General features: G+C 69.1%; 18 protein-coding genes and 2 tRNA genes. 13 read left to right on the plus strand and 7 right to left on the minus strand.

The window, feature by feature from the left end:
• Nucleotides 1-35 precede the first annotated feature (35 nt).
• Both BM393_RS05760 and BM393_RS05765 read left to right on the plus strand, forming a co-directional pair.
• The gene (locus BM393_RS05760) at nucleotides 36-989 is read left to right on the plus strand and encodes a histone deacetylase family protein (RefSeq protein ID WP_091723364.1); all 954 of its coding nucleotides are present in this window, start codon (nucleotides 36-38) and stop codon (nucleotides 987-989) included.
• An 89-nt stretch (nucleotides 990-1078) separates the two neighbouring features.
• On the plus strand, nucleotides 1079-2467 hold the full coding sequence (locus BM393_RS05765; RefSeq protein ID WP_254783221.1) for a mechanosensitive ion channel family protein: 1389 nt from the start codon (nucleotides 1079-1081) through the stop codon (nucleotides 2465-2467).
• 58 nt (nucleotides 2468-2525) lie between these two features.
• On the opposite strand, the gene BM393_RS05770 is transcribed toward BM393_RS05765, so the two are convergent.
• The 3 genes from BM393_RS05770 to BM393_RS05780 all read right to left on the minus strand — a co-directional run bounded on the left by BM393_RS05770 (nucleotide 2526) and on the right by BM393_RS05780 (nucleotide 5057).
• A complete protein-coding gene (locus BM393_RS05770) occupies nucleotides 2526-2993 on the minus strand; it encodes a M23 family metallopeptidase (protein ID WP_091723366.1) in 468 nt (155 codons plus the stop codon).
• Nucleotides 2994-3102: 109 nt separating this feature from the next.
• Nucleotides 3103-4644, minus strand: coding sequence for a fumarate hydratase (locus tag BM393_RS05775; RefSeq protein ID WP_091723369.1), 1542 nt, complete (start codon nucleotides 4642-4644; stop codon nucleotides 3103-3105).
• Nucleotides 4645-4793: 149 nt separating this feature from the next.
• The gene (locus BM393_RS05780; RefSeq protein ID WP_141225239.1) at nucleotides 4794-5057 is read right to left on the minus strand and encodes a hypothetical protein; all 264 of its coding nucleotides are present in this window, start codon (nucleotides 5055-5057) and stop codon (nucleotides 4794-4796) included.
• A gap of 259 nt (nucleotides 5058-5316) precedes the next feature.
• Between BM393_RS05780 and nhaA the strand changes: the two genes are divergently transcribed.
• Entirely contained in the window at nucleotides 5317-6480 is a 1164-nt protein-coding gene (gene nhaA, locus BM393_RS05785; protein ID WP_254783222.1) for a Na+/H+ antiporter NhaA, read from the plus strand.
• Between the two features lie 99 nt (nucleotides 6481-6579).
• On the opposite strand, the gene BM393_RS05790 is transcribed toward nhaA, so the two are convergent.
• Entirely contained in the window at nucleotides 6580-7194 is a 615-nt protein-coding gene (locus BM393_RS05790; RefSeq protein WP_091723376.1) for a TIGR00645 family protein, read from the minus strand.
• A 182-nt stretch (nucleotides 7195-7376) separates the two neighbouring features.
• Here BM393_RS05790 and acs point away from each other — a divergent pair, with 182 nt between their 5' ends.
• Nucleotides 7377-9347 (plus strand): acetate--CoA ligase, encoded by a 1971-nt coding sequence (gene acs / locus BM393_RS05795; protein WP_091723379.1) that lies wholly within the window; start codon nucleotides 7377-7379, stop codon nucleotides 9345-9347.
• A 331-nt stretch (nucleotides 9348-9678) separates the two neighbouring features.
• Nucleotides 9679-9864, plus strand: coding sequence for a hypothetical protein (locus BM393_RS05800; RefSeq protein WP_091723381.1), 186 nt, complete (start codon nucleotides 9679-9681; stop codon nucleotides 9862-9864).
• 64 nt (nucleotides 9865-9928) lie between these two features.
• Here the strand turns inward: BM393_RS05800 and BM393_RS05805 are convergent, their stop codons facing one another.
• Nucleotides 9929-10240 (minus strand): c-type cytochrome, encoded by a 312-nt coding sequence (locus BM393_RS05805; RefSeq protein ID WP_091723385.1) that lies wholly within the window; start codon nucleotides 10238-10240, stop codon nucleotides 9929-9931.
• Nucleotides 10241-10416: 176 nt separating this feature from the next.
• Between BM393_RS05805 and BM393_RS05810 the strand changes: the two genes are divergently transcribed.
• Nucleotides 10417-10665: a TIGR04438 family Trp-rich protein gene (locus tag BM393_RS05810; protein WP_091723387.1), complete on the plus strand. Its 249-nt coding sequence runs from the start codon at nucleotides 10417-10419 to the stop codon at nucleotides 10663-10665.
• Nucleotides 10666-10765: 100 nt separating this feature from the next.
• Here BM393_RS05810 and ilvD read toward each other — a convergent pair whose 3' ends face one another.
• Complete coding sequence (gene ilvD / locus BM393_RS05815) at nucleotides 10766-12475, minus strand: dihydroxy-acid dehydratase (RefSeq protein WP_091723390.1); 1710 nt, start codon at nucleotides 12473-12475, stop codon at nucleotides 10766-10768.
• A 104-nt stretch (nucleotides 12476-12579) separates the two neighbouring features.
• Here ilvD and BM393_RS05820 point away from each other — a divergent pair, with 104 nt between their 5' ends.
• The 6 genes from BM393_RS05820 (at nucleotide 12580) to BM393_RS05845 (ending at nucleotide 16669) form a co-directional block, all read left to right on the plus strand.
• Nucleotides 12580-13485 (plus strand): LysR substrate-binding domain-containing protein, encoded by a 906-nt coding sequence (locus tag BM393_RS05820; protein WP_091723392.1) that lies wholly within the window; start codon nucleotides 12580-12582, stop codon nucleotides 13483-13485.
• 135 nt (nucleotides 13486-13620) lie between these two features.
• On the plus strand, nucleotides 13621-14673 hold the full coding sequence (locus BM393_RS05825; RefSeq protein WP_175538197.1) for a tetratricopeptide repeat protein: 1053 nt from the start codon (nucleotides 13621-13623) through the stop codon (nucleotides 14671-14673).
• A 60-nt stretch (nucleotides 14674-14733) separates the two neighbouring features.
• The gene (gene lgt / locus BM393_RS05830; protein WP_091723397.1) at nucleotides 14734-15558 is read left to right on the plus strand and encodes a prolipoprotein diacylglyceryl transferase; all 825 of its coding nucleotides are present in this window, start codon (nucleotides 14734-14736) and stop codon (nucleotides 15556-15558) included.
• Between the two features lie 51 nt (nucleotides 15559-15609).
• Entirely contained in the window at nucleotides 15610-16329 is a 720-nt protein-coding gene (gene dnaQ, locus BM393_RS05835; RefSeq protein ID WP_091723400.1) for a DNA polymerase III subunit epsilon, read from the plus strand.
• Between the two features lie 136 nt (nucleotides 16330-16465).
• Nucleotides 16466-16540 (plus strand) — tRNA-Val (locus tag BM393_RS05840).
• A gap of 54 nt (nucleotides 16541-16594) precedes the next feature.
• Nucleotides 16595-16669: transfer RNA gene (locus BM393_RS05845), tRNA-Val, on the plus strand.
• Between the two features lie 114 nt (nucleotides 16670-16783).
• Here the strand turns inward: BM393_RS05845 and BM393_RS05850 are convergent.
• Nucleotides 16784-17281 (minus strand): DUF1640 domain-containing protein, encoded by a 498-nt coding sequence (locus tag BM393_RS05850; protein WP_175538198.1) that lies wholly within the window; start codon nucleotides 17279-17281, stop codon nucleotides 16784-16786.
• Between the two features lie 130 nt (nucleotides 17282-17411).
• On the opposite strand from BM393_RS05850, the gene BM393_RS05855 reads away from it, so the two are divergent.
• Nucleotides 17412-18260 (plus strand): NUDIX hydrolase family protein, encoded by an 849-nt coding sequence (locus tag BM393_RS05855; RefSeq protein WP_175538199.1) that lies wholly within the window; start codon nucleotides 17412-17414, stop codon nucleotides 18258-18260.
• Nucleotides 18261-18297: the final 37 nt, after the last annotated feature.

An 18297-nucleotide genomic window follows, 5' to 3' on the forward strand; every position in this document is an offset into this window, starting at 1 on the left:
CCACGGTCCGACGACGCCACGCGCACGCCCCGACCATGTCCACCGCCTTCATCAGCCACCCCGACTGCCATCGTCACGACATGGGCGCCGGTCACCCGGAATGCCCGCAGCGCCTGGCCGCGATCGAGGACTGGCTCATCGCCCACGGCATCGACACCGCGCTGGACCGGCACGACGCGCCGCGCGCCGAGCTGCGGGCGCTGGAGCGGGCGCACTCGGCGCGCTACGTCGCCGAGCTCAAGGCCGAGCTGGAGGCGCTCGAGCAGCAGGCCCGCGAGGGCGTGCCCAATCCGATGAAGGCGCTGGACCCCGACACCTGCGCCAACGCGCACACCTGGTCGGCGGCGCTGCGCGCGGCCGGCGCGGCGGTGCAGGCCACCGACCTGGTGATGGACGGCCGCGCCGAGAACGCCTTCTGCGCCGTGCGCCCGCCCGGCCACCACGCGACCCGCGAGCAGGCGATGGGTTTCTGCTTCTTCAACAACGTGGCCGTCGCCGCCCGGCATGCGCTGGACGTGCGCGGCCTGGACCGCGTCGCGGTCATCGACTTCGATGTCCACCACGGCAACGGCACCGAGGACATCCTCGCCGGCGACGAGCGGGTGCTGATGGTCAGCATCTTCCAGGACCCGCTCTACCCGTATTCGGGCAGCGAGCCCAAGGGCGCCAACATGCTCAACGTGCCGGTGCCGCCGTACACCCGCGGCGCCGAGGTGCGCGAGATGATCGAGTCGCTCTGGATGCCGGCGCTGGAGCGCTTCCGGCCGCAGATGGTGTTCGTCTCGGCCGGCTTCGACGCGCACCGCGACGACGACCTGGCGCAGCTCGGCCTGGTCGAGGCCGACTACGAATGGATCACGCTGCGCATCATGGACGTGGCCCGGCGCCACGCGAAGGGCCGCATCGTGTCCTGCCTGGAAGGCGGCTACGACCTGGGCGCGCTGGCGCGCAGCGTCGGCGTCCACCTGAGAACGCTGGCCGGGATCTGAGCGGGATCCCGCGCCGCCCGCTGCCCCGATTTCCATTCCCCATTGACCGATAGACCCGGCCCCGGCCGGTTGCCGAATTGATCTCCTCCTTGAGCTCCACCCTGGGCACGACCGCGCCCCTGAACCACACCCTGAGCCTGCGTGAGCTGGAATCGCTGCTCACCATGCTGTCGCGACCGCGCGCGCTGATCGAGGTCGGCCTGGTGCTGGCCTGCCTGGCGCTGTCCTGGCTGATCGTCTACCGCATCAGCAAGCACGTGACGGCGGCGCCGGGCCACCAGTCGGTGCTGCTGGGCCACCGCGTGTACGACGGCGTGCTCTTCCCGGTCATCGCGCTGCTGCTGGCGCTGGGCGCGCGGCGGCTGATGCCGCTGCTGGGCGAGCCGGTCGCGCTGTTCCGCGTCGTCATCCCGGTGCTGCTGTCGCTGGTGGTGATCCGCCTGGTGGCGCGCGTGCTGCGGGCGACGATGCCCGACTCGATCGGCATCAAGCTGCTGGAGCGCAGCGTCTCCTGGGTCGCCTGGCTGGGATCGATCCTGTGGATCGTGGGCCTGCTGCCCATCCTCATCGACGAGCTCGACGAGTACAAGCTGGGTTTCCTGCCGAAGAACGCCAGAGGCGAGTCGACGACGGTGTACGACCTCCTGGTGGGTGTGCTGCAGGTCGGCGCCATCATGCTGGTGGTGCTGTGGCTGTCCTCGGCGATCGAGTCGCGGCTGCTGCGCGGCAAGTCGGTGATGGACCTGTCGATGCGCAAGATCGCGGTCAACCTGACGCGCACGGCGCTGCTGGTGGTCGGCGCGATGGTGGCGCTGAACATGGTGGGCCTGAACCTGAGCGCCTTGTCCTGGCTGGGCGGCGCGGTCGGCGTGGGCCTGGGCTTCGGCCTGCAGAAGATCGCGGCGAACTATGTGTCGGGGTTCATGATCCTGGCCGAGCGCTCGCTGCGCATCGGCGACATGGTCAAGGTCGACAACTTCGAGGGCCGCATCAGCGACATCAAGACCCGCTACACCGTGATTCGCGCGCTCAACGGCCGCGAGGCGATCGTGCCGAACGAATCGCTGATCACGACGCGGGTCGAGAACCTCTCGCTCGCCGATCCGCAGGTCAATGTGACGACCGTCGTCCAGGTGGCCTATGGCACCGATGTCGACGCCTTGTTCCCGCAGCTGATCGAGGAGATCCGGCGCGTGCCGCGCGTGCTGTCCGAGCCCTCGCCGTCGGTGTCGCTGAGCAACTTCGCCGCCGATGGACTGGAGCTGACGATCGGCTTCTGGATCTCCGACCCGCACAACGGGCAGGGCGGCGTGCGCTCCGACGTGAACCTGGCGGTGCTGCGCCTGCTCAACCGGCTGGGCATCGACATCCCGTTCCCGCAGCGGGTGGTGCGGACGGTGGCCGAAACGCCTGTGGCGGAAGGCCCGGTCGTTGAAGCGCCGCTCGCGGCTGCGCCGGTCGCGCCCGCAGAGAAGTGAACCGGCTCGGCGGCCCGCGTTTGGGCGGGCCGCTGCCTGGCCGTCGGCCGCTGGCGGCCTAGGACGCGGTGAAACGGATCACCCGGTTCGAGCCGGGCTTTTCGTCCCGGCGGACCATGGCGTCGCCGGCAGGGGCTGCGGACCAGCGCGCGCGACCGAGCGTCGCGAGGTCCTCGTAGGCGCCCAGCCGCTCGAAGCGCTCGAAGACGAAGGGCAGGCCCTCGCCGGCGTTCGGTACGCCTTCGTCGCAGACATGCAAGTGCAGGTGGGGGCCGGTGGAGTCGCCGCTGAATCCCAGCGCGCCCAGCACCTGGCCCTTGCGGACGCGGTCGCCGGGCCGCACCGTCACACTGCCCGGGCGTAGGTGCTCGTAGAGGACATGCCGATGGTCGGCCAGCGTCAGCACGACGTGGTTGCCCGGCGCGTCGGCGGGCCAGTCGACATGGATTTCGCCGACGAGTTCCTCCACGCCTTCGACACGCACCGGCCCGCCGGGGGCCATCCAGTGGGGGAGGGGATCGTTCATGCCGCGGTGATACGCGGGATGCCGGCGCGACGTGAAGTGCTGGAAGGCACCGCCGGAGAATGAAGAAGACCACCCGAGGGTGGTCTTGTCATTGGCGCGAGGGGCGTGCTCAGCCGGCGGCGACCGGGATCTTGATCGCCTTGCCGGAGGCGATGCGCTGCTGCCACTCGGCCGGGCCGGTGATGTGCGCGCTGGTGCCGCCGGCGTCCACCGCCACCGTCACCGGCATGTCGACCACGTCGAACTCGTAGATCGCTTCCATGCCCAGATCCTCGAAGCCGACGACCTTGGCGTGCTTGATCGCCTTGGACACCAGGTAGGCGGACCCGCCCACCGCCATCAGATAGGCGGACTTGTGGTTCTTGATCGACTCGATCGCGACCGGGCCGCGCTCGGCCTTGCCGATCATCGCGATCAGGCCGGTCTTCTCCAGCATCATGTCGGTGAACTTGTCCATCCGCGTCGCGGTGGTGGGGCCCGCCGGGCCGACCACCTCGTCACGCACCGGGTCCACCGGGCCGACGTAATAGATCACGCGGTTGGTGAAGTCCACCGGCAGCGATTCGCCCTTGGCCAGCATGTCCTGGATGCGCTTGTGCGCGGCGTCGCGGCCGGTCAGCATCTTGCCGTTGAGCAGCAGCGTGTCGCCCGGCTTCCAGCTCGCGACTTCGTCCTTGATCAGCGTGTTCAGGTCGACGCGCTTGCTCTTGTTGTAGTCCGGCGCCCACTTCACGTCGGGCCACAGGTCCAGGCTGGGCGGCTCCAGATAGCTCGGGCCCGAACCGTCGAGCACGAAGTGCGCGTGGCGCGTGGCGGCGCAGTTCGGGATCATCGCGATCGGCTTGGAGGCCGCGTGCGTCGGATAGGTCTTGATCTTGACGTCCAGCACCGTGGTCAGGCCGCCCAGGCCCTGCGCGCCGATGCCTAGCGCGTTGACCTTCTCGTACAGCTCGATGCGCAGTTCCTCCAGCTTGTTCTGGGGGCCGCGCTCGAGCAGCTCATACATGTCGATGTCGTCCATCAACGCTTCCTTGGCCAGCAGCGCCGCCTTCTCGGCCGTGCCGCCGACGCCGATGCCCAGCATGCCCGGCGGACACCAGCCCGCGCCCATGGTCGGCACGGTCTTGAGCACCCAGTCGACGATGTTCTCGCTCGGGTTGAGCATGTAGACCTTGCTCTTGTTCTCCGAGCCGCCGCCCTTGGCCGCGACGATCACGTCGACGGTGTTGCCGGGCACGACCTCCATGAAGATCACCGCCGGCGTGTTGTCCTTGGTGTTCTTGCGCTCGAAGATCGGATCGCTGAGCACCGAGGCGCGCAGCTTGTTGTCGGGATGGTTGTAGGCGCGGCGCACGCCCTCGTTGACGGCGTCCTGGATGGAGCCGGGGAAGTCGGCCCAGCGCACGTCCATGCCGATCTTGAGGAAGACGTTGACGATGCCGGTGTCCTGGCAGATCGGACGACGGCCTTCGGCGCACATCTTCGAGTTGGTCAGGATCTGCGCGATGGCGTCCTTGGCGGCCGGGCTCTGTTCGCGCTCATAGGCGCGGGCCAGGTGCTGGATGTAGTCGGCCGGGTGGTAGTAGCTGATGTACTGCAGCGCGGCGGCGACGCTTTCGACGAGGTCGGCGTAACGGATCGTGGTGGTCATGGTGGGGCTCGGGGATCCAGGGACGCGGCGGATTATCCTCCACCGCCCCATTGCCCCGCCGCCGGCAGCGGCTTCCGAGCGGCATGCGCACGGTGCGGTCCGCACGCCGGGCAGTCGACCGCCGGTCCGGCGCCCCGAGCCGGGGAGCCTCAGCTGCCCGGTGCCGTCGTCCCGCGCGGCTTGACCATGTTGCCGACCTCGCTGGACAGGCGGCGCTTCTCGTCCTCGCTGAGCGCCGGCGCGCATTCGCGCTTGCCCAGCATCGAGCCGGTGCGCTGTTCGCGCTCGCAGACCATCTTCTGGCCGGTCTCGCCTTGCGCCGAGGCGGTCGGCGTGCCGGTGGCGGTGACGCCGTCGCTGGCGCAGGCGGCGAGCGCCAGCAGCGGCGCGGCGACGAACAACAATCGGATCATGTCGTGCTTCCCTCGAGAGTCCGGGATCCGTGTCCCGGGGGGCTGATGAAGCGCGGGATGCTAGCAACGCGCGCCCGGCCGCATCCTCGGGAGAACGCGACACTCCCTCTTCAGAGGGACGGGCCGCGCACCGGCGATGATGCGGTCTTCACGCGCGCGTTAACTCTTTCACTGGGATGGGTCATCGACGCGTCCCCCTCGCTCTGATTTACTGCCTGGGGCCGCCGATCCGGTGGCTCGTTTTTCGGGAGGAACTTTCTTGACACCGGGACTCAAACGCTTCTTCGCCAGCGAATCGGCCGGCGGCATCGTGCTCGCGATCGCGGCGGTGGCCGCGCTGATCCTGTCCAACTCGCCCTGGCGGGAGCTCTATGCCGCCTTCACCCGCATCGAGGGCGAGGTCCGCATCGGCGGCGACTGGCTGGTACTCGCCAAGCCGCTGCTGGTCTGGGTGAACGATCTGTGGATGGCGGTGTTCTTCTTCCTCGTCGGCCTGGAGATCAAGCGCGAGTTCGTCAGCGGCGAGCTGGCCCAGCGCTCCCAGGCGGTGCTGCCGATGGTGGCCGCGCTGGGCGGCATGGTCGTGCCGGCGCTGATCTATGCCGTCATCAACCGCGGCGATCCGGTCGCGCTGCACGGCTGGGCGATCCCCGCCGCCACCGACATCGCCTTTGCGATCGGCATCGTCATGCTGCTGGGCAGCCGGGTGCCGGCCTCGCTGAAGGTCTTCCTGACGGCGGTCGCGATCATCGACGACCTCGGCGCCATCGTCGTCATCGCGCTCTTCTACACGAGCCAGCTGTCGCTGGTCATGCTGGGGGCCGCCGCGGCCTGCCTGGCGATCCTCTTCGCGCTCAACCGGGCCCGGGTGACGCGCGCGGACCTCTACATCGTCGTCGGCCTGGTGCTGTGGACCTGCGTGCTCAAGTCGGGCGTGCATGCGACGCTCGCGGGCGTCGCGACCGCGCTGTTCATCCCGTCGGACGACGGCCGCGGCCGCTCGCCGGCCGAGGACCTCGAGCACGGCCTGCATCCGTGGGTCGCCTTCCTGGTCCTGCCGATGTTCGCGTTCTCCAACGCGGGCGTGTCGCTGCTGGGCCTGCATGCGGGCGACCTGCTGCATCCGGTGTCGCTGGGCATCGCGCTGGGGCTGCTGCTCGGCAAGGCGGTGGGCGTGTTCGGCAGCTCCTGGCTGATGATCCGCTTCGGCCTGGCGCAGCGGCCGGGCGGCGCCGACTGGATCCAGTTCTTCGGCGTCTGCGTGCTCTGCGGCATCGGCTTCACGATGAGCCTGTTCATCGGCGGCCTGGCCTTCGAAGGCCACGGGCCCGACTACGAGACGCGGGTGAAGCTCGGCGTGCTGGGCGGCTCGATCCTGTCCGGCGTGGTGGGCACGCTGATCCTGCTGCGCAGACGCGCCTGAGCGGGCGCCCCGCCCAAAAAAGAAGGGAGCCCGCGGGCTCCCTCGTCGCTGATGCCGATCCAGTGTCGATCCGGCGCCGACCCGGCGCCGCGGTGGCGCTCAGTGCTTGTCGCCCGGCGGATGGGTGAGCAGCCGGTCGGTCATCGCGATGGCCAGCGCCGAGAGCAGGAAGGCCAGGTGGATGGCCGTCTGCCAGATCAGCGTCTGCTCGGTCAGGTTCTGCACATTGATGAAGGTCTTGAGCAGGTGGATCGAGGAGATGCCGATGATGGCCGTCGCCAGCTTGACCTTCAGCACCGACGCATTGACGTGGTCCAGCCATTCGGGCTGGTCCGGATGGCCCTCCAGATGCAGCCGCGACACGAAGGTCTCGTAGCCGCCCACGATCACCATGATCAGCAGGTTGGAGATCATCACCACGTCGATCAGTGCCAGCACGGCCAGCATGATGATGGTCTCGTTGAGCTTGGTGGGCGCGGTGCCGGCCTTGTAGCCCACGCTGTCCACCAGCAGTCTGAGGGCTTCCTGGTTGCCGAAGGCCGCCTCCACGAGGTGGATCAGCTCGGTCCAGAACTGGTAGACGTAGACCGCCTGCGCCAGGATCAGCCCCAGGTACAGCGGCAACTGCAGCCAGCGGCTCCCGAACATCAGGTGGGCGAGCGGGTGCATGCGCTTGGGCGCGGTGTCGGCCGGGGCCTTCGGTCGATCGGTCATCGGGGCAATCCTTCAGGTCGTAACGGGCGGGAACCGCCAAACCGGGCGATTTTAGTGAGAGCATGCCGCTGGTTTCGCGGCCGCGCGCCCGCCGCTCTTCTACAAGAGTAAGCAGATCGTCAGTGTGAAAGCGGAGAGTTCGGCCGAGTTCGAAGATCCCTGCCTGTACGGAGACATAGGCCATGAGCGACAAGATCAGCGACAAGATCTACAACCCCCCCCAAGCCGCCGTCCAGGGCGCGCACGTGTCCGGCATGGCCGCCTACGAGGCGCTGTGCAAGGAAGCCGAGACCGACTACGCCGGCTACTGGGCGCGCCAGGCGCGCGAGCTGCTCAGCTGGAAGCAGCCCTTCACCAAGGTGCTGAACGAGTCGGACGCCCCCTTCTTCAAGTGGTTCGAGGACGGCCGGCTCAACGTGTCCTACAACTGCCTGGACCGCCACGTCGAGGCCGGCCGGGGCGAGCGCGTCGCGATCATCTTCGAGGCCGACGACGGCAGCGTCACCCGCGTCACCTATGCCGAGCTGCTGGCCCGGACGGCGCAGCTGGCCAACGCGCTCAAGGCGCGCGGCGTGAAGAAGGGCGATCGCGTCGTCATCTACATGCCGATGTCGGTCGAGGGCGTGGTGGCGATGCAGGCCTGCGCGCGCATCGGCGCGACGCACTCGGTGGTGTTCGGCGGCTTCTCGGCGCAGTCGCTGCGCGACCGGGTGCAGGACGCCGGCGCGGTGATGGTGCTGACCGCCGACGAGCAGGCCCGTGGCGGCAAGTCGCTGCCGCTCAAGGCCATCGTCGATGACGCGCTGGCCGACAACAGCTGCCCGACGATCCGGTCGGTCCTCGTCTACAAGCGCACCGGCGGTCAGATCGCCTGGGTCGATGGCCGCGATGAATGGCTGCATGACGCGGTGGCCGGCCAGGCCACGAGCTGCGAACCCGAATGGGTCGAGGCCGAGCATCCGCTGTTCCTGCTCTACACCTCGGGCTCGACCGGCAAGCCCAAGGGCGTGCAGCACAGCACCGGCGGCTACCTGCTGCATGCGGCGCTGACCACCAAGTGGACCTTCGACCTGAAGGACTCCGACATCTTCTGGTGTACCGCCGACATCGGCTGGGTGACCGGCCACACCTACATCACCTACGGGCCGCTGGCGCTGGGCGGCACCGAGATCGTCTTCGAGGGCATCCCGACCTTCCCGGACGCCGGCCGCTTCTGGCAGATGATCCAGAAGCACAAGGTCACGATCTTCTACACGGCGCCGACGGCGATCCGCTCGCTGATCAAGGCGGCCGAGACCAACGAGGCGGTCCATCCGAAGAACTACGACCTGGGCTCGCTGCGGCTGCTGGGCTCGGTGGGCGAGCCGATCAACCCGGCCGCCTGGGAGTGGTACCACCAGCACGTGGGCGGCGGCCGCTGCCCGATCGTGGACACCTTCTGGCAGACGGAAACCGGCGGCCACATGATCACGCCGCTGCCGGGCGCCACGCCGCTGGTGCCGGGCTCCTGCACGCTGCCGTTCCCCGGCATCACCGCGGCCATCGTCGACGAGACCGGCAACGACGTGCCCAACGGGCAGGGCGGCATCCTGGTCGTCAAGAAGCCGTGGCCCTCGATGATCCGCACGATCTGGGGCGATCCGGAACGCTTCAAGAAGAGCTACTACCCGCCCGAGCTCAAGGGCTACTACCTCGCCGGCGACGGCGCCATCCGCGACGCGGACACCGGCTACTTCACCATCACCGGCCGCATCGACGACGTGCTGAACGTTTCGGGCCACCGCATGGGGACGATGGAGATCGAGTCCGCGCTGGTCAGCTGCACCGAGCTGGTGGCGGAGGCGGCGGTCGTGGGCCGGCCCGACGACACGACCGGCGAGGCGATCTGCGCCTTCGTCGTGCTCAAGCGCCCGCGTCCGAGCGGCGACGAGGCCAAGGCCATCGCCAAGCAGCTGCGCGACTGGGTCGCCAAGGAGATCGGTCCGATCGCCAAGCCCAAGGACATCCGCTTCGGCGACAACCTGCCCAAGACGCGCAGCGGCAAGATCATGCGCCGGCTGCTGCGCTCGGTCGCCAAGGGGGAGAGCGTCACGCAGGACACCTCGACGCTGGAGAATCCGGCGATCCTGGAGCAACTGGGCCAGGCCTACTGAGATCGCTCCGCAGCAGCTCGTGAAGCCCCGCCTCGGCGGGGTTTTTTCATGGGCTCGCGCAGACACCTGCATCCCGGCACCCGCATGAACGCCCGCCGCGCGGCCCGCGTGCGCGGGGCGGTGCGGCAGCGGGGCGCTGGTCTCCGGCAGCGCTTGGCCTTCATGTGGCAGCCAAGGCCGCAGCCACACTGGCTCGGGTCGTGGTGTCCGCGCGGTTCATGGACCAAGAATCGTCGCACCGCCCCATCGGGGCGGGCCGCGATCCGGCCCGCGATCAGGGCGGCGCTCGCGCGGCATCCCCCGGATGCCGATCTCACAGAAGGAGTCGCTTGTGGAGTCTTCGTTCCCGCAGAGGTCCCCGAAACCAATCCGGCGCTGTGCCGCCGCGCTGGCGCAGTTGCTGCTGCTGGCCATCGGCGGCCGGGAGATCCTGATCTCCGTCGGCCTGCGCGGCCGGGTGCGGCTGAACTTCCTGAGAAGACTTCCCGAGAAGAGGGCGGCTGACGGCAGGCGCTGAATGAGACAAGGCCCCGGAAGGGGCCTTGTTCATGGCGAGCCGGCCAGGCTCGGCGCGTCGACCTTCACTTCGTCGACATCACCCACTTGGCGAGCTGCTCGGCCTCCGCCGGGCTGACCTGCGCATTGGCCGGCATCGGGACCGGGCCCCAGACGCCGGAGCCGCCCTTGATGATCTTCTCGGACAGCTTCTTCACCGCGTCCTTGTCCTTGGCGTACTTGGCCGCGACGTCCTTGTAGGCGGGGCCGACCAGCTTCTTGTCGACGGCGTGGCAGGCCATGCAGTTCTTCTTCTGGGCCAGTTCCTGGCTGGCGAAGGCGCTGGGGGCGGACAGGGCGGCGATCAGGGCCGCGGAGACGAACAAGACGTTTTTCATGGCATCCTTTCAGATCCTGCCGGGAAGATGCGGAACACCCCGAGAGAACCCCGCGAGAAGCTCGCGACGTGGGGACCGCTTCCCGGGGGAGCGGCGAGTGGCTGGGGGCGTCCGGGCTCGGGCGATTGTAGTGTTGGGAGCCGTGCCGACCTGGCGCGTGTACGAGGAGAAATGCGATGTGGTTGATCGTGATCGGCGTCTTGTTGATCGCCTTGAAGCTGGCCGAGTTCGGGCCGATCGGTGCGCTGAGCTGGTGGTGGGTGCTGTCGCCCTTCGTGCTGGCGGTGCTGTGGTGGGAGTTCGCCGACAAGTCGGGCTACACCAAGCGCAAGGAGATGGACAAGCTCGATGAGCGCCGGGAGGCGCGCCGCCAGCGCTCGCTCGAGGCGCTCGGCCAGGCGGACAAGCAGCGCAAGCGGCGTTGATCCGGACTGCGGCCGACCGCCACGACCGGCAACGACAGCGGGGCCCTCGGGCCCCGCTGTCGCATTCATCGCGCCGACCGATGGACCGGCGCCGGATCGTTCACTCGAACTTGTCGAGCACCGCGCCCGAGCTGGCGCTCGAGGCGCTCTTGGCGAACTTGGCCAGCACGCCGCGCGTGTAGCGCGGTGCCGGTTTCGTCCATGCGGCCTTGCGGCGCGCCAGTTCGGCATCGTCCACATGCAGCTGCAGCAGCAGCTGGTGCGCGTCGATGGTGATCGAATCGCCTTCGTGGACCAGGGCGATCGTGCCGCCTTCATAGGCTTCCGGCGCGACGTGGCCGACCACCATGCCCCAGGTGCCGCCGGAGAAGCGCCCGTCGGTGATCAGGCCGACGCTCTCGCCCAGGCCCTGGCCGATCAGCGCGCCGGTGGGCGCCAGCATCTCCGGCATGCCGGGGCCGCCCTTGGGGCCGAGGTAGCGCAGCACCATCACGTCGCCGGCCTTGATCTGACCGGCCATGATCGCGGCGAGGGCCGACTGCTCGTCGTCGAACACGCGCGCCGGGCCGGTGATGACCGGATTCTTCAGGCCGGTGATCTTGGCGACGCAGCCCTCGGGCGACAGGTTGCCCTTGAGGATCGCCAGGTGGCCTTCGGCGTAGATCGGGTCCGAGACGGCGCGGATCACCTCCTGCTCCGGCGAGAGATCCGGCACGTCGGCCAGGTTCTCGGCGACGGTCTTGCCGGTGATGGTGATGCAGTCGCCGTGCAGCAGGCCGGCCTTGAGCAGCTGCTTCATGACCGCGGGGATGCCGCCGGCCTTGTGCAGGTCCACCGCCAGGAAGCGGCCGCTGGGCTTGAGGTCGCACAGCACCGGGATCTTCTTGCGCATGCGCTCGAAGTCGTCGATGGTCCAGTCCACCTCGGCGGCATGCGCGATGGCCAGGAAGTGCAGCACCGCGTTGGTCGAGCCGCCGGTGGCCATGATCACCGCCACCGCGTTCTCGATCGCCTTTTTCGTGACGATGTCGCGCGGCTTGAGGTTGGCCTTCACCGCCCGGACCAGGTAGTCGGCGGCGCGCTTGGTGTTCTCGACGACCTCGTCCTCGACGTTGGACATGCTCGACGAGTAGGGCAGCGACATGCCCAGCGCCTCGAAGGCCGAGCTCATCGTGTTGGCCGTGTACATGCCGCCGCAGGAGCCGCTGCCGGGAATGGCCCGCTTCTCGATCTGGCAGAAGTCTTCCTCGCTCATCTTGCCGGCGCTGAACTGGCCGACGGCCTCGAAGACGCTGACGATGTTGAGGTCCTGGCCCTTGTAGTGACCGGGCTTGATGGTGCCGCCGTAGATGTAGATCGCCGGCACGTTGGCGCGCAGCATGCCCATCATGCCGCCGGGCATGTTCTTGTCGCAGCCGCCGATGACCATCACGCCATCCAGCCACTGGCCGCCGACGCAGGTCTCGACGCAGTCGGAGATGACCTCGCGCGACACCAGCGAATACTTCATGCCCTCGGTGCCCATGGCCATGCCGTCGGAGATCGTCGGCGTGCCGAAGAGCTGGGCGTTGGCGCCGGCGGCCTTCAGGCCGACGACGGCGGCGTCGGCCAGCTTCTGCAGGCCGGAGTTGCAGGGCGTGATCGTCGAGTGGCCGTTGGCCACGCCGATCATCGGCTTGCCGAAGTCGCTCTCCTGGTAGCCCATGCCGTAATACATCGAGCGGTTGGGCGCGCGCGCGACGCCTTCGGTGATGTTCCGGGAGCGACGATTCGGGGCGTCGTCGGGCGTGGCGTTCTTGGCGTCGGTCATGGCGGACATCCTGGCGGGCAGTGCTTGGAGCGCGCCAGTATGCGCCGCCGGCCCATGCGGGTCCAATATATAGTGGACGCCGAATTGATTTGCCCGACATATCGATGATCGAACTCCGTCCGATCCGCCAGTTCCTCGTGCTCGCGGAGGAACTGCACTTCGGCCGCGCCGCCGAGCGGCTGCACATGACCCAGCCGCCGCTGAGCCTGGCGGTGCAGAAGCTGGAGGCGCAACTGGGCGTGCAGCTGCTCGAGCGCGGGCGGCGGGCCGTCGCGCTGACGGCGGCCGGTCAGGCGCTGGTCGAGGCGGGGACGCGGCTGGTGGAGCAGGCCGACCAGGTGCCGGTGCGGGTTCGGGCGGCCGCCAGCGGCGAGGCCGGACGGCTGAGCCTGGGTTTCGTGTCGACCGTCGGTTACGGCGACATGCCGCGCTGGCTGCGGCTGTTCCGCGAGGCGCTGCCCCAGGTGCAGCTCGCGCTGCGCGAGGCGACGCTGGATGTCCAGCTGCGGGGTTTCGAGTCCGGTGAACTCGATGCCGGCTTCGTGATCCACGCGCCGGGGGCGGAGCCGGCCGGCTTCGAGCGCCTGATCGTGTCGACGGAGCCGCTGGTCCTGGCCCATGCGCAGGACTGGGGGCTGGCCGGCCGGCGCAAGGCGGCCCCTGCGCTGGAGGAGGTCCTGCGCGAGCCGCTGGTGGTGTTCCCGCGCGAGATCGCGCCCTCGCTGTTCGATGCGCTGCTGGGCTTCTACCGCGCCCACGGCGCCACGCCGCAGATCGCCCAGGAGGCCATCCAGATGCAGACCATCGTCAACCTGGTGTCCGCCGGCATGGGCGTGGCCTGGGTGCCGCGATCGGTGTGCGCGCTGCAGCGGCCGGGCGTGCGCTACCGGCCGTGGCCCTCGGCCCGCGTGCCCGCCTGCGACACCAGCCTCATCTGGCGACCGGACGCCTCGCCGGTGGTGCGGCGCTTCGTCGACCATGTCCGGCGTCAGGTGAAAGTCAAGGCGTGACCCTGCCGACTGCCGCCCGCCAGGGGCAGGTTCGGCCTGCCGGGGCCGGCGGCGAAGGCGAAGCGGCCGTTCGGCGCGGGGCATGCACGTCCGGCCGAGTTCTGCGACCATGCGCCGATGAAAGGATCTCCCCCCGTGAAAGCTCCCCGCAAGAATGACGATGGCGACCGCCGCGGCCTGCTGCGCCGGGTGGTCGGTGCGATCTGCCTCATCACCGGCTTCTCGATGCTGATGAGCGTGGCCTTCGCGACGCCGGCCCAGGCGGCCGTCTTCAAGGACCATGAACTGCAGACGCTGCTCGACGCCGGGCGGGCGGACGACCTGGAGAAACTCGCCGCGCAGCGGGTGAAGGCCGATCCGGACGATCCGCAGGCGGTGGCCGCTCTGGCGCTCGCGCAACTGGACCTGGTCGACGGCAGCGTGCTGAAGCAGAACATCCAGCGGCTGGAGCAATGCGTGCAGCGCACCCCCAACGAGGGCGCCTGCCATTACGCGCTGGCGCTCGCGCTGGTGATGCAGGCGCGCGGCGGCAGCAAGTTCAAGGCGCTGGGCTCGCTGGGACGCGTCAGCGAGCTGGCGCAGCGCGCGATGGCCTTGATGCCGGACGCGCCCGAGCCGCGCAGCGCGCTGCAGCAGTACTACCTGGCGCTGCCCGGCTTCATCGGCGGCGGCGAGTCCAAGGCGCGCGCGCTGGAGCAGGACGTGAAGGACCCGGCGCAGCTGAACCTGATGCGAGCGCGGGTGGCGGCGTCGAAGAAGGACTGGCCGGCGATGGAGAAGGCGCTGCGCGCGGTGCGCACGCAGCGACCCGAGCTGCTGCTCGAGCTGCGCGTGCTGTGGAGCGACTACGGCCGCAACCTGATGTTCAGCGAGCAGAAGGACAGGGCGGTGCCCTGGTTCGAGGAGCTGCTCCGGAACCAGCCCAACCAGGCGATGGGCGCCTACGGCCTGGGCCGGGCCTATGACGCGCTGGGGCAGTACGACAAGGCGGTGGCCGCGTTCGAACGCGCCCGCGGCCTGCAGGGCGCCGAGCAACTGGGGCTGGATCGCCGGCTGGGGGCGACGCTGGCGGCCAAGGGCGACAAGGCGGCCGCGCGCACGGCCTTGCAGCGCTGCGTCGACAACCGCCGCGGCAGCAATGGCGACATCGAGGACTGCCGCAAGCAGCTCGCCGCGCTGGGCGGCTGAGCGGGCCGTCGCTGCCCGGCCCTTATGATTCGCGCCTTTGCGGCGCAGTAGAGCTCTCTCATGTTGGTGCATCCCCAGTTCGACGCGGTGGCCTTCCATCTCTGGAAGTGGCCCATCCACTGGTACGGCCTGATGTACCTGGCGGCGTTCGGCCTGTTCCTGTGGCTGGGCAACCGCGTGGTCGCCCGCCCCTGGAACGCCGCTCGCGGCTGGACCCGCCGCGACGTCGACGACCTGCTGTTCTACGGCGTGCTGGGCGTGGTGCTGGGCGGCCGGCTGGGTTACGTGTTCTTCTACAAGCCCGCCTACTACCTGAGCCATCCGGGCGAGATCCTGGCGGTGTGGCAGGGCGGCATGTCCTTCCACGGCGGACTGCTGGGCGTGCTGATCGCGCTGGCGCTCTTCGCGTGGCGGCGCGGGTTCCATTTCCTCGAGGTCGGGGACGTCGTCGCGCCCTGCGTGCCGACGGGGCTGGCCGCGGGCCGGCTGGGCAACTTCATCAACGGCGAGCTGTGGGGCCGCGCGGCCGATCCCGGCCTGCCCTGGGCAATGGTCTTCCCGCAGGCCAACGACGGCGGCATTCCACGCCACCCGTCGCAGATCTACCAGTTCCTGGGCGAAGGCGTGCTGCTGTTCATCGTGCTGTGGCTGTTCGCGCGCAAGCCGCGGCCGATGGCGGCGGTGTCCGGCCTGTTCCTGCTCGGTTATGGCATCGCGCGCTTCACGGCCGAGTACTTCCGCGAACCGGATGCCTTCCTGGGCCTGCGCGCCTTCGGCTGGAGCCAGGGCCAGTGGCTGAGCGTGCCGATGATCGTCGGCGGCGCGCTGATGATGGTCTGGGCCTATCGCCGGCAGGCGCGGCGGGGCGCGGCCCCGGCGCACTGAGCGCCGCGCGGACCCAGTGCCGCCGGCGATCCGCACACGAGACTTCGAGACATGCGTCAGATCTTCTTCGATACCGAAACCACCGGCCTGAATCCCGAATCGGGCGACCGCGTCGTCGACATTGGCCTGGTGGAGATGGTGAACCGTCAGCTGACGGGACGCCATCTGCACTTCTACCTGAACCCCGAGCGAGACATGCCCGAGGAGGCGTTCCGCGTCCACGGGCTGAGCAGCGAGTTCCTCGCCGACAAGCCCAAGTTCGCGCAGATCGTCGATGAATTCCTCGCGTTCATCGAGGGCGCGGAGCTGGTCGCCCACAACGCGGCCTTCGACGTGGGCTTCATCAACGCCGAGCTCAAGCGCTGCGGCCGGGCGCCGCTGCACGAGTGCGTCGACAACGTGCTGGACACGCTGCTGATGGCGCGGGACATGTTCCCGGGCAAGGCCAACTCGCTGGATGCCTTGTGCCGGCGGCTGGAGGTCGACAACAGCAACCGCGGCCTGCACGGCGCGGTGAAGGACGCGGAGCTGCTGGCGGAGGTCTACATCCGGCTGACGCGCGGCCAGGATTCGCTGGTCATCGACGACAGCGCCTCGTCGTCGCCGGGCCAGGGCGGCGAGCTGGTGGTCGCGGCGATCGACTTCAGCGCGTTCGATCTGCCCGTCATCGCGCCGACGCCGGAAGAACTGGCGTTGCACGACAAGGTGCTGATCGACCTGGACAAGGCCAGCGGCGGCAAGCGCATCTGGCAGGTGCCGGCGACGGCCTGACCGCGACTGCGGCTCGTGCCGCCCGGCAGAATTTCCTGGCGAGTTCTTGAATCGGGTCAAAAACTCATGGCATAATCTTCGACTTTCCCGGACATCCCCGGCAGCGGCGCAAGCAGCGGTCGAGGACGGCAAGACCGGGCGGTTAGCTCAGCGGTAGAGCACTGCCTTCACACGGCAGGGGTCGCAGGTTCGAACCCTGCACCGCCCACCACGTCTTGATGTCCAGCGAAATCCGGCACCCAGCCGGCAACCCGGTCCGAATACCGGGCGGTTAGCTCAGCGGTAGAGCACTGCCTTCACACGGCAGGGGTCGCAGGTTCGAACCCTGCACCGCCCACCAGAACAACCCCGTCAGCGTCAGCTGGCGGGGTTTTTTCTTGGCCGACGATCGACGTCATCGGGCGTCATCGCGTGCGCTGGCGCTCCACCCCGCGCCACCGGACGCCATTGAGCGTCACCGCATCAAGTAGCGCATCACGCCGAAGATCAGCGAGCCCAGCGCCGTCACCGTGGTCAGCTGGCCCGCGACCATCCACCGGATCAACTCGGTCCTGGTGCTGGCCAGCTCGTGCTTGACCTCGCCTCGCAGCTGCGACATGTCGCCCCCCACCGCGGCGATCTCCTGCCGCATCTCCGCGCGCACGGCGGTGATCTCCTGCTTCAATTCGGCGCGCACGATGCTGATCTCCTGCTTCATTTCGGCGCGCAGAACGGCCACCTCGCCGCGAACCGCGGCGATGTCCTGCTTCATCTCCCCGCGCCAGACGGAGAACTGCGACTTCAGTTCGGCCATGTCGACCTTCACCGCCTGCAGGTCGGTGAGCTTGGCGTATGGGGTCTGCTGATCGGTCATGCGTTTCTCCAGAGCGCCGGCGATGGCTTCGGCGGCGTGGGTGGCGGCGTGGTCGGTGGCACCGACCTGGCGGAAAGCTTTATGCAAGGCGAGCTTCATCGAGCGGCTCCTGGGCGTCGTGGACTGCGGGTTCATCGCTGAACAAGGCCGCGATGATCCTGCGTCCGCGAGGGCGTGTCTCTTGCACATTCCAGTGATTCTTGGGGGAGAGAGCCCGGACAATCGCGCGATGCCTGCGCTGCTGCCCCCCTCGCTCGTTGCCGTCCTGCCGCGCTGCCTGCAACTCGCGCGGCAGCCGCTGCCTGCCGGACTGTTGCCGCTGCGGATGAACGGCCTGACCCTGGGTCATGTGCATCCGATGAGACGAGCGCTGCTGGGCGAGGTCTGGCCCGAACTGCGCGTCCGCGACGACGGGCTCGACTGGGACGCTGGTGCCCTCGACGTCGAGGCTCGCTCCGCGCGCATCGAGGCCGTCGCGCTCGCGCTGCGGGCCCGCGGCGCGATCACCGGCTGGCGCGGCGAGCGCTACGCCTGCGAGCATCCGGTCGACGATCCCTGCACCGCGCGCGGCGAGCCGCTGTTCCGCCTGGAGCGCGCCGCCTTCCGCTTCTTCGGCCTGATGAGCCGCGCGGTGCATGTCAACGGCTTCCTGCCCGGCGCGCGACTCGTGTGCGGGCGCCGCGCGATGACGAAGGCGACGGACCCCGGCCGGCTCGACAACCTCGCGGCCGGCGGCCTCACCGCCGACGAGGATCTGGTCGCCTGTGCCCGTCGCGAGCTGATGGAGGAGGCCGGCGTGCCGGCGGCGCTTGGCGCCGGGGTACAGCCGCGTGGCGCGCTGCGCAGCACCCGCATGGAAGCCGAAGGCCTGCATGACGAGGTGCTGCACGTGTTCAGCCTTGCGCTGCCGGCCGGCTTCACGCCGCGCAACCGCGATGGCGAAGTCAGCGAGTTCCTGACCCTGGACCTGGAGACGCTCGCCCAGCGCCTGGCCGGCGGCGAGTTCAGCCATGACGCCGCCGCCGTGTGCGCCTTCGGCCTGCAGCACGCGCAGGCGCTGGCCGACCTGCGCGCCTGATCGCTGATCGTTGATCGCCCGCGCGCTGCGGATTCCC

Origin of the sequence: Mitsuaria sp. PDC51 (assembly GCF_900113225.1) — a bacterium.
In the GTDB taxonomy this organism is placed as follows: domain Bacteria; phylum Pseudomonadota; class Gammaproteobacteria; order Burkholderiales; family Burkholderiaceae_C; genus Roseateles.